The sequence below is a fragment of the Promicromonospora citrea genome (assembly GCF_013004695.1).
GTDB lineage: Bacteria > Actinomycetota > Actinomycetes > Actinomycetales > Cellulomonadaceae > Promicromonospora > Promicromonospora citrea.
Genome location: NZ_JABEMG010000124.1, coordinates 1 through 13,418, shown reverse-complemented (window position 1 = coordinate 13,418; position 13,418 = coordinate 1). Strand labels below are relative to the sequence as shown.

Below are 13,418 nucleotides of genomic sequence, written 5' to 3'. Positions count from 1 at the left end.
CCCCCCCCCCCCCCCCCCCCCCCCCCCCCCCCCCCCACGATGGTACGACGGCGATCCGCAGCCGTCGGCGACCAACTCGCGTCGGTACTCGCGCAGTTGCACGAGAGGAATGGGCTCCCCCAGCTGGAGGGGGTCCGGGCGAACAGATCCGACAACACGGGGCCCCGGAATCGACGCTGGAGCGATCAGTCGAGCCAGACGAGCATTCCCATGCCCGCGTCAGCCGCCTCGCCGAAGAAGGTAGTCAACCGTTCGAGATGACCAGCAAGGTACTGCCCAGAGCCAGCCTCGTTCCAGATGCCCGAGGGTAGATATCAGCCTCGACGAAGGCCTCTGCGGGCACTGCCTCGACAACCCCCTGCAGGTCGAGTGAGCGCAGCACAGCGGCCAGTTCCGCGACCCGTTCGGGCCTCAGGGACGAGGGCGGACCGTAACCCCAGTCGTCCGCTCCCGGCACCTGCTCGTCCCCGAACACGACCGCCGTCGACACCCCAGCACGGTCAAGGACGAGCGCAAGGCCATGCCACGCCTTGTCCACGTCCAGCAGCCGTATGTCCTGCTCGTTGCCGGCGTCCTCTGCATCCCACAGCTCGTCGATAAGGCTGCGGGCCCACTCGGGATCCGACAGCGCCTTCTTGAAGTCGCCCGGAGGCGCGCCAAGGTGGGAAAGACGATGCGTAAGAGGCTACGACCTGCAGCGATGCAAGGGGTCCGGGACAGCGACGAACTCTGCGTGCTTCGCCATATGGGCCGGGGGCGTCAGCTGCCGAGTTCGTTCTTGGTCAGCAAGCCCACAATGAAGTCGGTCGAACTGTCCGCGATCTTCTGCGGTGCGCGGACCTCGTCAATGTAGGCGACGGCCGCGTGACGCATCGTCACCCTCCGGTCGAACTCGACCGGCGACGAGGTCCACGCAACGCGTGGAACAGCAACGCCTTCCTGCGGGCCAATACCGCGCGAGCTCCGTGGTACGGATTGCGCCCGCCGCGCTACTCGACGAGCTCGCGAAGGTCATCAGCGAGGGCTGAGGGCCGTGGTATCGGCGTCAGGGATTGGGTGACCTGTCTCGGGTCGTGCGCCGTCGAACAGATAGTTCGTGCTTTTCCGGGCGCGGGCGTCGAGTGCGGCCTCCACCCGCGGCGCGACGCGTGGCGGTAGTAGGCGCGCGCACTGGGCGGGGGTGTGGAACTCGGCCGCTTCGAGTTCCTCGGGGTCGGCCTGCATCCGGTATGGCGGGGCGAGGTGGCCGCCGTCGAAGAGGAAGTTGACCAACGACCGGGGCCGTGGCCCGGCCGGTGAGGCCCAGTCGACGACCAGCAGGTCGCCGGCGGTCACGTTCAGGTGGAGCTCTTCGCGCAGCTCGCGCTCGGCGGCCTGGTGGGGGGCTTCGTGCTGATCGACATACCCGCCGGGCAGGGACCAGTGGTTGCGGTAGTTCGGCTTGACCAGCAGTACCCGGCTCGCGTCGTCGGTGATGAACAGCGCGGCCGCGGCATGGAACGCGGCGAGTTGCGCGTACCACTGGTGCGGTTCGATCCACGTCATCTTGATGACTCTATCGGGTGCCCAGGCCTGGTCAGGTGCTCACGGACCTCGTGCAGGAAGCCGTCGACAGCCTCGTTCCCGCTGTACACAGACAGCCGACGGGCGAGCCCCTGACCCGCGGCGGCCAGGCCACCTACCAGCGCGCCGCCCACCTGCCCCGGACCGATCTGCCCCTGCGTGAACAGCTCGACCTGCGCTTCATCCCTCAGCGCGGCGCGTACGCCGACATCACCTCGGTCCTCAACGGGATCGACCACCTACAGACCACCGGCCCCGTCACAGTCGCCTTCGCCGACAACCTCTACCCCAGCGACAACCCATCCCAGGCCCTCGCTACCGTGCCGCCAGGGCAGGCCGCTGTCCTCGTACGCCCCTACGACCCGCGAGAATCCACGCGGCGGGGGGTCATCATCTCCGACGACGACAGCACGGCTCCGATCATCCTCGACCTCGTAGAGAAGCCCACCGCCGACCGCGCGCGCGAGCTCGAGGACCAGCACGGACGCGGACGGCTCTGGCTCCTCGAAGGCCGCGCACGCCTCGGCAACGACTTCCTGGATCACCTGCGTGGCACGCCCATGCAGCCAACCGGGGAACCCAAGCTCTCCCTCGCGATCCGCAGCTACGCCACCACACACCCGGTACGACTGGTCCCCACCGCCTCACCAGTCATAGACCTGGGCACACGCAGGATCCTCGCGCCGACGCCCTGAAATCTCGGCCATGCCCGAGAGGCCGACGAACCCCAAGACGACCCCTGGTAGTGCAGCCTGTCTCGCCGGTCAGCGACTTCCCCGAGCCCAGGAGGTCCAGCAGCGGTTGACAAAACGATCGAGCAGCAGCCGTAGGTCGGTCCAGAAACCCCCCGGGGAGTATGTCCGGGTCCGATGGCCCCTACCGGGATGCCACACTGATCGCCGGGGCAGGTCTCCCCCATTGATGTTCGCAGCGTTTCGCGGGGCCAAGGCCGCACGGGCAGGTAGCGCCCTTCTCGGCCGGCACGACGTTCCGCCAGTAGGAGCGCTGCGTGTAGGTGGCCGCTTCCGTGGTGAGCCCGAAGTCGTCCACGATCTCCAGGCTGCGCTCAAGCAGGTCCCCGACGATCCGCCCACATGCGATCAGGGCGTCGACCGGCATCTGGAAGATCGGATGCTCGAACTCGTGCATCGTTCCCTTGCCCTCGATGTGCATCGGCGACCGCGCGTAATACCGCTGCATCACGCCGCCGTGCTCATGGACCAGCGCGTCGCTCGCGAACGCGAGGCGTGCGCCCAGCGCCGGATGCGCAGCATCGCTAAGCCAGTCGTACCAGTCCAGGAATCGGCGATCACCGGTGTCCTTGGACAGCTTGTCGACGTACGTCAGCACGTTCGTGGCCTTGCGTTTCTCCGGGGTCGACCTCATCCTCGACCCGAACCCTGCCTGGTTCAGCACCGGCGCCAGCTCACGGTGGACGGTCTGGGCTCGGGTTCTCGCGTCACCGCTCACGGCTTTGGCTGCCGCCCAGGCTGCTGCGATCTTCTTGGATTCGTACAGCAGGCACCCGGTGTGCTCGACGAGGGATCGGGCCGAGACAGCGGCCGAGTACAGGCGCCAGCCGTTGATACTGTGCAGCGTGTCCGTCAGCAGGTCGACTGATCGCCAGGCGTGGAAGAGCCACCATGAGGCGAGCCGAGTGTGAAGTGCCGGATACATAACCGCTGCGAACGGCTCACGGAGTCCGCGGCCTGACGGCTCGTCGATCGCGAGGATCTGCGTGCCACCCTCCATCTCGACAAAGACCCAGTCCTCACGCCGTTGACGGGCCGTCTCACGCCACTTCACAACCTGGTTGAGCTTCATCGGCACAGGCAGCACCTCGACCGTGCTGACATTTCTGGTCAGGTCGTCGAACCTGCGCGTGAGGGTCTCGATTTCGGCAAGTGCGTTCCGGCGGCTGCCCAGCAGCTTGTCCACCGCGTTGGTGAGTCCGGTCTCGCGGTCCGCATGAGCCACAGGCCAAGCGTACGACCAGGACCGCTCAGGGATCCTTGAGATCGATGCGTTGGTTCGGTCCGCAGGATGGTGCGCAGGTTCTGGCGAGGTCGCTCCCGGTGATCCGTAGGGACACCGAGAAGACACCACTTGGACGCCCAAGCGTGCGATCCTCTCGCGATGTCCGTCAAGAGTCCCATGCACGGCCTTGTGGTGTTCCGTTCGCGCTCCGGTCGTTCACATCGGCGGCCAGGCGCAACCACGTCACGTCGTGCACGAGTCGCTGGAGCTGGCGCGGTGGCCCCGAACCCGCGTTGCACCCGGCGAGGAGTGACACCGCACCGGGATCACATCCGAGGGCTCGGCGAAGACTCACTAGGGTCGCGACATGAGCTCCCCATTCCCACTGCGTCCTCAAGGCGACCTAGACCTCGGGCACGTCATCACGACCGCCGGGATCGATCTCGACGCGGTCATCGCGGTACGACACACCTACAACGCTGACGGACTCGCCGGACCGCAAGACCTCACGCCCGAGAAGGTCCTCACGTATACCCGACGACAGGGATTCCGGAAGTTCCCCGCACAGCCGCCGGAGCACTGGCTTGTTTTCGTTACCGACGGTGGCCTTCGGTCGCGATTCTTCGGAACCTACGAGAACCGGGGCGAGGTGCAGGCCGAGCGCACCGACACCTTCCGGTGCTTCGACCTCCACCCGTCCGACCTGCTCGCCTCCCTGCGCAACCGGCTCGTGATCGAGTGGTCCAGGGACGCCGTCAACTGGGTTAAGACCGGCACAACCGCAGCCCAGTTCCGACTACTTGAGATCGCCGACCCCGCCGAAGTCCCATTCCCTGGTTTCGACAAGGTCGTGATCGACTTCCCGACGCTGGTCGACGTCATCGAAAGTTCCCGCTACCGCTCCTGGCAGACCGCACTCGCATCCGTCCAGGGCATCTACCTGATCGCCGACTCCCGCACAGGCAAGCATTACGTCGGCAAGGCCGATGGCGCCGAACGGGTACTCGGGCGGTGGTCCGCCTATGCGCGAACCGGACACGGAGGCAACGTCGCCCTCGCCGACCTCATCGGCGTCGACCCCGGCCACGGCAACGACTTCCGGTTCAGCATCCTGCGGGTCTTCGGCCCCGACACCCCCAAGGCGGACGTCGACGCAGCCGAGGACCACTACAAGCGCGCACTCATGACCCGAGAATTCGGCTACAACCGCAACTGAACGTCCTCGCCGGAAGTGTCAAGCCCCGGGTTTGATGGAGAGTGGGTTAGTTGGTTTCCATGCTTGCCGTGACCGGGCCGGCCGCGGCGTGTAGGGCCTCGTGCTCGGCCGGTGGGATGTGTCCGAGCTCGCCGTGCAGACGCCGGTTGTTGTACCAGTCGATGTACTCCACCGTCGCGATCTCGAGGTCGTCCAGACCACGCCAGGGCCCCTTGTTCCGGACCAGTTCGGCCTTGAACAGCGAGTTGAACGCCTCGGCCATCGCGTTGTCGTACGAGTCGCCCTTGGACCCGACCGAGGCCACGGCGCCGGCCTCAGCGAGCCGCTGGGTGTAGCGAATCGCTCGGTATTGCACTCCGCGGTCGGAGTGGTGCGTCAGCCCGGCCAGATCGGCACCCTCGTGCTGCCGGCGCCAGATCGCCATCTGCAACGCGTCCAGCGCCAGGTCCGTATAGAGACTGGTCGCGACCTGCCACCCGACGATCATCCGGGAGTACACGTCCAGCACGAACGCCGCATAGACCCATCCCTGCGAGGTACGGACGTAGGTCAGGTCCGCGACCCACAGCTCGTTCGGCCGCGTCGCGGTGAAGTCGCGTTCGACCAGGTCACCGGGCCGACCGGTCTCCGCCGCCGGCTGAGTCGTGCGCGGGGCCTTGTCCCGCAGCAGCCCACGCAGCCCGTTCTCGCGCATCAGCCGCTCGACCGTGCACCGCGCCACCCGCACCCCCTGCCCGGCGAGCTGCCGGTTCAGCTCGTGCCAGACCTTCCGGACCCCGTAGACGCCGTAGTTCTTCTCGTGCACCTCCTCGATCTTCTCGGTCAGCACCCGGTCCCGGGCCGATCGGGCCGAGGCGGGACGGGTCTTGTGGGCGTAGTACGTCGACGGCGCGATCTGCGCAGGCGTGCCATGCAACGCCTGCAGGACCGGCTGGACACCGTGCTGCTCCCGTTGGGAGTCGACGAACGCGACCTTCACCTCGACGGACGGTCCAGCTCCGCCGCGAAGAAACTCGCTGCAGACTTCAAGATCTGGTTCGCGCGCCGCAGCTCACGGTTCTCCCGCTCCAGCTCCGCGACCCTGGCAGCCTCGGCCGTCGTCGGCCCCGGACGCAGACCCTCGTCCCGCTCCGCGCGCTGCACCCAGGTCCGCAACGCCTCCGGATGCACACCGAGCTGGTCCGCGATCCGCTTCACCGCCCCGATCCGCGCCGCAGGATCCTGGCGCGCCTCTACAGCCATCCTCGTGGCCCGCTCACGCAACTCGTCGGGGTACTTCCGTGGTGCAACCATGCTCCAGATCCTTCCGGGTCTTCGATGTCTCCATCAAACCCGGGGCGAGACAGTGCTGCATCTGGCCTCCCTGCTGGAAACAGTCAGCCCCGTCCGTGGCCTCCACCCTGAGCTCTGACCCGGCAGGACGCCAGCGGCACATGGCCGTCGCTGGCGTCCTGTCAGAAGACAGGGCGACGTCCGTCTGTCGTAAGCAGAGGGTACCGTTGAACCGATCTGCAAGGTGGCGTCGGCAACACGAATGGGATACGAGGGGCCTCCGGCAACATGGGTCTAGTCCATCGATTGCTCGGCCCATGTGATCCGGCCCGAGGCTCGACCGGTCCGAACGAAATCGGCGGCTATTTCGCGTGCTTGGGTAGGTGTAACCCTCGTGTACTGCGGCTCTGCGGTAAAAGTGCCGCCGGGACGCTCGTAGCGTACATCTGAGCCGTCGGTCAGCACCTCATTGGCGGCGTAGAGCGCGAGACCGTCCTGGTGGACGAGCACGCGGGAATGGGTGGGATGCCCGACAAGGAACTGCACCATGAGAGGACGATCAGTCGGGAGATCTATGTCCCACAGATCGATCTCGAAAACACTGCCCGCAATGTCGGCATCGGCCTCTGCGAGGTCGTACGCGCGTCGAAACTCGTCGACGCCGTTGACGGGCATTCTGATCGCGCCGTGATCGAGCGTTCCCCAGGACATGATGTACAAGCGTGTAGTTCTCGCGGCCTGTGTGTCGAAGCGGTGGTTCATCGGGCAGTCGGTCCGCAGGAACTGAGACGGGTTCCCGAGAGCTGTGTGCGCTGAAGGCTGGAGTACTCCGAGGCCAAGACGTTGCCGAGAATCGCCGCCCAAGCGCTGGTCGATTTCCAGGTGCTCCATCGCCAGCGGCGGGCTCCTCGGGACGTGGCTGCAGTTGGCATAGGATCCTTCGGGCTGTCGGTCCGACGTTCTTGGTTCTGTACGGTCTGCTGGTGCGGCAGCTCGTCGTGCGCGGTAGGGGGATGAGCGATCGCCTGCCCAGGCGGCTTCGCGAGTGATCCCACTGACGGGCGGGATCGCTGTTGAACCGGCGATTCGGGACATTTGTGGGGTGCGCATCTTCGGAGCCTGCCACGTGCACACTTCGTGCGGCGGAAGGTCGTGCATAGGCCCAGGGCGTTCGGCCGGCCACGTGGCGCTAGAGGAGGTCGTCCGTCCCGCTGGCGCTCGGTGACGTTCCGCAGCCTCGGGGCGGAGGACGCGACCGCGGTCGCCGAGGCCCTGGCCGGGAGCCGCTCTCACGTGGACCAGGCCAGTGGCAGTCCCGCTCGGATCCAGCTCGGGTTAGCCCAGCGTGCAGCCATTCTCCGCTTGGAGCGCCTGGCCGGGGGGGGGTGAGCGCGCCAGGGGTCCATGGTGGGCGCACCATGCAGGCGATAGGTCGGCATGGTGCGCTCGCCCACGGTCACCAGCGCACGGGGCTGCCCTCGGTATCGACAGGCTCCACGTAGAAGCGGGCCGACTCGATGACGCCTTGGCTGATCACCGTGATGGCCACCCCGCGGAACCAGAACTGCCCGTGCTCGCCGACGTCGCTGGTGTACTCCCACTCGGCCCAGATCTCGTCGCCGCTGTGGACCCTGGACTCCGCCCTCGCGTACACGGTGGGATGGGCAGCAAGGATTCCCTCCCAGTTGCGCCGCACGTTCTCGCGACCGGTGAAGGACCGGGCGGGATGCGCCGGCGTGGTCACCGAGTATCCGGGCGCGAAACAAGTCTCGATCGCGTCAAGGTCATGGGCGTTGATCGCCTCGACGAGGCGATCGATCACAGTGGTCGTCGAAGTCATGTCCAGTCCTTTGCGGTGGCACCGGCCGCGTCGTCCGCGCGGACTGGGGCGGTCGGGTTCTTTGGTTCTGGCGTTCTGAGCGCCTGCACAGCTGTGGTTTCGAGGTCGGCGCCGTCAGGCAGGAGACATCCGCGTCGCGACATGATCGTCGGGCCAGCGTCGTCAGCGCCGATCATGGAATCGGATCGCCGTGCGAGCCGACTCAGCGTGGGCCTGTTGGTGCCGCGCCGACGAGTGCCGCGATCTGGGGTGCCGCCTCGATGTCCGGGACGGAGAGGAAGTCGGGGCTCTGATAGGCGGGGCTCGGGTACTCGTAGTACCCCTTGCCGGACAGCAGCCCGAGGTCTCCCTTGTCGACGAAGCGCTCCTTGATGTACTTGGCGTTGGCGAGCATCTGGGCGTCGCCGTTCTTCTCGCCCCAGTAGGCCAGCACGTTGTGTGCCGTCGTCATCCCGATCACGTCATACCAGCCCATCGGGCCGAGCTTCGCACCGCCCAGCAGGTAGGTCCGGTCGATGTCCTCGGGTGTCGCGATCCCGTTGGTCACGAGGGTCTGCGCGGCGTTGAGCAGCGGGACGAGCCAAGAGTTGAGAACGTAGCCGTTCTGCTCCTTGCGAAGCGGGATCGGCACCATGCCGATCCCGATTGCGAACTCGACCGCCTGCGCGATGGTGTCACGCGAGGTCCCGTCGTGAACCATGATCTCGGTCAGGTTCATCTTCCAGATCTGGTTGGCGAAGTGCAACGTCAGAAACTTCTCCGGTCGACCGGTGTCAGCGGCGAAGTCGCTGGGCAGCAGCGTCGAGGTGTTGGTGGCGATGATCGTGCGCTCCGGCAGCAACGGCGCCAAGCTGGTGTACAGCGCCAACTTGATCGACGGGGCCTCCGGGACTGCCTCGATCACGAGGTCCGCCTCAGCGACCGCTGATGCGAGATCTGTGGTGTAGGTCAGCCGCTGATGGGTTGCGTCGATGTCGGCGACGGTGGCACCCAGATCCGCCCTGTAGATCTCGGCGTAACTGTCGATCGCGAGCTTGCTGCGCTCGAGCGGTTCCTCGGCGATGTCATAGACCACCACCGTCTTGCCCTTGAAGGCGCTGTGCCAGGCGATCTGACCGCCGAGCACTCCGGACCCGAGAACCGTCAGCTGGTTGAGAGTGGACATGAGCTGCTTCTTCCTTCTTATCGTGGGGTCGATCGGTCTGCTTGTGGCTGACGGATCGAGAGGGTCAAGGGGTGAGCCGCCGCTCTGGTGGGTCGCCTGTGGGCGGCTCACCCCTCGATGGTTTCTAGCTGCGCGCGAGCGTCGGGTAGTCGGTGTAGCCGGTGTCGTCGCCGCCGTAGATCGTGGTCTGGTCCACCTCGTTCAGCGGGGCGCCGGTGCGGAGCCGCTCGACGATGTCCGGGTTCGCGAGCGCGAACTGCCCCAGCGGGGCGATGTCGGCGAACCCGGCCTCGATGTCGTCGGCGATCTGCTCACGGCCGCGTCCGTAGCGCACGACGAGGACCGAGTTAGGCCACAGGCCGCGCAGGGAACCGAGCAGCTCGTCGTCACCGACGTGGAAGACGTGCAGGTAGACGAGGTCGAGCTTGGCGAGCTCTCCGACCAGGTGCGTGTACTGGGCGCGCACCTCGGCCGGTTCGCCCTCATGGAGCCCGCCGAGGGGAATCGCCGGTGAGATCCGGATGCCGGTGCGGTCGGCTCCGATCTCGTCCGCGACAGCACGCGCCACCTCGATCGCGAACCGTGCACGGTTCTCCACGGAGCCGCCGTACTCGTCGGTGCGCTGGTTCGCGTTCGGTGCCAGGAACTGGTGCGGCAGGAAGCCGTTGCCGGCGTGGATCTCCACGCCGTCGGCGCCGGCCGCGATGGCGGAGGCCGCCGCGTGGCGGAACTCGCCGATCAGGTCCTGGATCTCCGAGACGCTCAGTTCCCGCGGCACCGGGGTCTGCTGGGGTCCGGCCGGGGTGTACACGTCCTGTTCCGCCGAGATCGCGGAGGGTGCCAGCGGCTGACGGTGATGCGGCGTGTTGTCCGGGTGCGCCATGCGCCCCGCGTGTGCCAGCTGGATGAAGAAGTGTCCGCCCGCCGCGTGCACCGCGTCGGTCACGGCCTTCCAGCCCTCGACATGCTCGGGCGTGTAGATCCCCGGCGTGCTCATGTTGCCCTGCCCGTCGTCCGACGGCTGGGTGCTCTCGGAGATCAGCAGGCCGAGCGACGCCCGCTGGGCGTAGTACTCGGCGGCGAACTTGCCGGGGGTCCCGTCGGGGTTCGCGCGGCTGCGGGTCATCGGCGACAGGGCGAGGCGGTGGCTGAGGTCGAGCCGACCGAGTGTGTAGGGCTGCCAGAGAGAGGAAGAGCTCATTGCTTGTGTCGGTCCTTTGCAGTGAACGGGTCGCCATCACCCTCGGCGCGGTACCAGGTCGCATCCGCGCCGCCCAGACGTGCCGGGACAAGGACCGGTCCGCCTGTACGATGCTGACTGCACTCATAACTGAGGCCAGTCATTTTGTATTCCCGGCTACTGCGGCCTCGGTGACATCGCCGACGACAGAGGGGTAGTCATGGGCAGATCGACGTACGAACCACCGGCAGGGCGGACTTTCCTGGAGCGGCCCGGGTGGCCGGAGGTGTTGGCGGGCGCCGCCGCATATGGCGCCTCCTTGCTGCTGGTCGCAGTGCTGTTGCCGCTCGTGACAGACCCTGTCGTCCACGGCAACGTGGGACTCGTGGTCTCAGGGGCCATGGGGCTTGTTGCGCTATCTGTCGCGGTCTTGATCCGCATCCGCGGACTGGCGGCCTTTGGCTTCCGGCGGGCTCGGCCGCGACATCTCCTCGTCGGTGCCCTGTTGGGTCTTGTCGCCTATGTGCTGGGCACCATCGCTGCAATCGTCTACATGGTGGCGACCGGGGGTGTGCAGAACGTTCAGGAGAGTTATCAGGCGGCAGCTGCGGGCGGCGGCTTGTCGCTCGCCTTTGCGCTCGTCGCGGGCGCGGTGATCACACCGCTGGGTGAGGAAGGGTTCTTCCGCGGCGTGGTGGCGAACGCCTTGCTAGCCCGGTATGGGGCCTGGGTCGGTGTGCTGGCGAGCGCGGGAGTCTTCGCCGTCGCCCACGGGATCAACCCGATCATGCCGGCGGCGTTCGTCGTGGGTGTACTGACCGCGATCCTCTTCCGGTGGTCGGGTTCGGTCTGGCCGGGCGTGGTGCTGCACGGCGTGAACAACGCGACGGCGCTACTGATCCCGCTCATCGTCGAGCTCGTCGCGGCATGACGAGATTCGCCAGGCCGTCGGCCGACTCTCAACTGACAGCCGGAAGCACGGTCACGATCTGCCGGCGGATGGCTTCCATCACCTCGGCCAGGGTGAAGGCAGGGTCGGCATGCGAAGCCATGGTCAGGAACAGGATCGCTGAGATCACCTGGGCCCGGACGGCCGCGTCGTCCCCGTCTCGGCCGGTGTGCTCGGCGATAAGGTCCGCGACCGCCTGCTGGGTCTGCCCGACGATGGACAGTGCGGTGGCCCGGTTGGGCTCGGCGGGGTCGCCGAACATCATCTCTCGCAGATAGGTATGCCCGTTCTCGATCGGAGCCCGGTTGCACTCCACGATCGGAGTGGCGAGCGCGATCACGGCATCCACGGCGTTCGTGGCTTCCTGAGCGGCGGCAAGGCCCCGTTCGAAGGCGGCGGAATAGCGCGCGTTCTGCACGAGGAGCAGCAGGTCACCCTTGGACTTCACGTAGAGGAACAAGGTGCCAGCGCCGATGTCGGCCTTGTCGGCGATCTCCTGAGTGGTGACGTCGTCCACACTCCGCTGGCTGAACAGCTCGGTGGCAGCCGAGACGATCCGATCGAGCTTGGCCTGCTTGTTCCGCTCCCGCCGGCCGGGCGCGTATGGCTCTCGAGGCATAACCTTCCTTCCTGGAACAAAAGGTGACCCGACTCAGTTCTGACCACAGTCAGCGACGGGCGAGTTCTGTTCCGGGCGCGCTCATTGTCCCATCCGGCCGTGGCATGGCCTGGTGGCCTGGTGGCGTCCCGTGGGCGACATCGGCACGGCAACCGTCACCCACCTTCCACATGTCTACAGAACAGGTCGGGGTAAATGAGTCAGGATCGTATTCGGGTCGGCATTATCGGGGTCCATCCAGAGCGGGGCTGGGCTACGACAGCCCACATACCCGCCTTGCAACAGCTGGCGGAGTTCGAACTCACAGCGGTAAGCCATCACGACCACGAGACCGCCGCCGCTGCCGCGCGCAAGTACAACGTCCCTCATGCGCTCAGCACTGCCAGCGACCTGATCAACCACCCCGACGTCGACCTCGTCGTCGTCGCCGTCAAGGTCACACGACACGAAGAACTCGTCACCAGCGCTATCGAGGCAGGCAAAGCCGTCTTCTGTGAGTGGCCACTGGGCGTCCACCTTGACCAAGCCGTCAGGATGCGCGACCTCGCTCGCGCCCGGGGCATTACCACGGCGATCGGACTCCAGGCTCGGGCGACACCGCCATTCGCGTACATGCGTGATCTCGTCCGGGACGGGTACGTGGGTGAGGTGCTGTCCAGCACGATGATCGGCGCTGGCGTCATCCTCGGTGAGTCGATGAGCCGGGTCCAGGAGTACACGCTCAATCCGGAGAACGGGATCGGGCTACAGCATGTGATGTTCGCCCACTCCATAGATGCCCTGCTCCATGTGCTTGACGGCCGATTCGCCGACATGAACGCGTTCTTCGCCACGCGACGCTCGACGGTCAGGATCGAGGAGACGGGCGAGGTCCTTCCCATGTCCGTCCCCGATCAGCTCGTGGTCAACGGCACGCTGGAAAATGGCCCCGTCGTCGCCGCCCACTTCCGCGGTGGTCTCTCGCGAGGAACGAACTTCCACTTCGAGATCAACGGCACGAAAGGTGACCTTCTCCTCACCAGTCCGGTCGGCTACACCGGGACAGGCGGCTTCACGCTGAGAGGAGCCACCGGCACCGAGACCCCACATGCCCTGGTCATCCCTGGACCGTACGGCGCCGACCGCTTCGTCAACGATCCGGCACAGGGCGTCGCCAGCGCCTACGCGCAGCTTGCCTCGGATCTCAAGTCCGGAACCCACCTCAGCCCCACTTTCGACGATGGGGTCGAGCTGCACGAGTTGATAGACAGGATCGAGCGCAGCGGTGGCCTTGAACGGCACCGCCCAGACTGAGACCGCCGCGGCGGCCGTCGGGAATGGATCGGGAAGTGGTCGGGGCCGTGCCGATTCCATTCGTCGGCTTCACCCGTACTCCGATTTCGCCGAGATCGATCCGCGCACCGGAAGGCGAATTGACCCATCCGGCCCTGGACCATGCCCCGACCAGCCAGATCGCGCAGAACTTCGGCTCAGTGAGTCCTGCTTTCTGCAGCAGTTGAGGGGGCCTGACAGCGTTATTCAGCTGGCCAGTCGGTAGAACTCCAGGTTGACGATCACGTGGATGATGGTTGGGAGTTCGGTCAGGCGGCCGCGGTAGCCGGTGGCGAGGATCTTCCACTGCTTGAGCAGCCCAATCG

The 13,418-nt window shown here is 66.4% G+C and carries 12 protein-coding genes, 1 pseudogene and 1 other annotated feature; of the genes and pseudogenes, 4 read left to right on the top strand and 9 right to left on the bottom strand.

Translation table 11 applies throughout. From position 1 onward, the window contains the following. Positions 1-244 precede the first annotated feature (244 nt). Positions 245-631, bottom strand: a pseudogene (locus HLB15_RS18855) (DUF1877 family protein); the annotation flags it as partial. 383 nt (positions 632-1,014) lie between these two features. Continuing rightward, the gene (locus tag HLB15_RS18850; RefSeq protein WP_171107496.1) at positions 1,015-1,545 is read right to left on the bottom strand and encodes an NUDIX domain-containing protein; all 531 of its coding nucleotides are present in this window, start codon (positions 1,543-1,545) and stop codon (positions 1,015-1,017) included. A 35-nt stretch (positions 1,546-1,580) separates the two neighbouring features. On the opposite strand from HLB15_RS18850, the gene HLB15_RS18845 reads away from it, so the two are divergent. After that, entirely contained in the window at positions 1,581-2,258 is a 678-nt protein-coding gene (locus tag HLB15_RS18845; protein WP_171107494.1) for a transcriptional regulator, read from the top strand. Between the two features lie 181 nt (positions 2,259-2,439). On the opposite strand, the gene HLB15_RS18840 is transcribed toward HLB15_RS18845, so the two are convergent. After that, on the bottom strand, positions 2,440-3,540 hold the full coding sequence (locus HLB15_RS18840) for a hypothetical protein (RefSeq protein WP_171107492.1): 1,101 nt from the start codon (positions 3,538-3,540) through the stop codon (positions 2,440-2,442). Between the two features lie 367 nt (positions 3,541-3,907). Between HLB15_RS18840 and HLB15_RS18835 the strand changes: the two genes are divergently transcribed. Continuing rightward, positions 3,908-4,756, top strand: coding sequence for a GIY-YIG nuclease family protein (locus tag HLB15_RS18835; RefSeq protein WP_212760084.1), 849 nt, complete (start codon positions 3,908-3,910; stop codon positions 4,754-4,756). 46 nt (positions 4,757-4,802) lie between these two features. On the opposite strand, the gene HLB15_RS18830 is transcribed toward HLB15_RS18835, so the two are convergent. The 5 genes from HLB15_RS18830 to HLB15_RS18810 all read right to left on the bottom strand — a co-directional run bounded on the left by HLB15_RS18830 (position 4,803) and on the right by HLB15_RS18810 (position 10,234). Then, a protein-coding gene (locus tag HLB15_RS18830; RefSeq protein WP_229785745.1) for an IS3 family transposase occupies positions 4,803-6,049 on the bottom strand; the annotation gives its coding sequence in 2 pieces (ribosomal slippage) (positions 4,803-5,770 and positions 5,770-6,049; 1,248 coding nt in all). Then, positions 5,643-5,774, bottom strand: a sequence feature (AL1L pseudoknot). Its footprint overlaps the gene before it by 132 nt. A 273-nt stretch (positions 6,050-6,322) precedes the next feature. After that, the gene (locus HLB15_RS18825; protein ID WP_171107490.1) at positions 6,323-6,739 is read right to left on the bottom strand and encodes an Imm1 family immunity protein; all 417 of its coding nucleotides are present in this window, start codon (positions 6,737-6,739) and stop codon (positions 6,323-6,325) included. Between the two features lie 745 nt (positions 6,740-7,484). Beyond that, on the bottom strand, positions 7,485-7,868 hold the full coding sequence (locus HLB15_RS18820; protein ID WP_171107488.1) for a nuclear transport factor 2 family protein: 384 nt from the start codon (positions 7,866-7,868) through the stop codon (positions 7,485-7,487). Between the two features lie 202 nt (positions 7,869-8,070). Further along, positions 8,071-9,033 carry a 3-hydroxyacyl-CoA dehydrogenase gene (locus HLB15_RS18815; protein ID WP_171107486.1) on the bottom strand — a complete coding sequence of 321 codons (963 nt, stop codon included), beginning with the start codon at positions 9,031-9,033 and terminating at the stop codon, positions 8,071-8,073. A gap of 124 nt (positions 9,034-9,157) precedes the next feature. Beyond that, positions 9,158-10,234: an alkene reductase gene (locus HLB15_RS18810; protein ID WP_171107485.1), complete on the bottom strand. Its 1,077-nt coding sequence runs from the start codon at positions 10,232-10,234 to the stop codon at positions 9,158-9,160. A 298-nt stretch (positions 10,235-10,532) separates the two neighbouring features. On the opposite strand from HLB15_RS18810, the gene HLB15_RS18805 reads away from it, so the two are divergent. Beyond that, complete coding sequence (locus HLB15_RS18805; protein WP_171107483.1) at positions 10,533-11,144, top strand: CPBP family intramembrane glutamic endopeptidase; 612 nt, start codon at positions 10,533-10,535, stop codon at positions 11,142-11,144. Positions 11,145-11,172: 28 nt separating this feature from the next. On the opposite strand, the gene HLB15_RS18800 is transcribed toward HLB15_RS18805, so the two are convergent. Beyond that, positions 11,173-11,781 (bottom strand): TetR/AcrR family transcriptional regulator, encoded by a 609-nt coding sequence (locus tag HLB15_RS18800; protein ID WP_171107481.1) that lies wholly within the window; start codon positions 11,779-11,781, stop codon positions 11,173-11,175. Positions 11,782-11,976: 195 nt separating this feature from the next. Between HLB15_RS18800 and HLB15_RS18795 the strand changes: the two genes are divergently transcribed. Further along, the gene (locus HLB15_RS18795; protein ID WP_171107479.1) at positions 11,977-13,074 is read left to right on the top strand and encodes a Gfo/Idh/MocA family protein; all 1,098 of its coding nucleotides are present in this window, start codon (positions 11,977-11,979) and stop codon (positions 13,072-13,074) included. Positions 13,075-13,418: the final 344 nt, after the last annotated feature.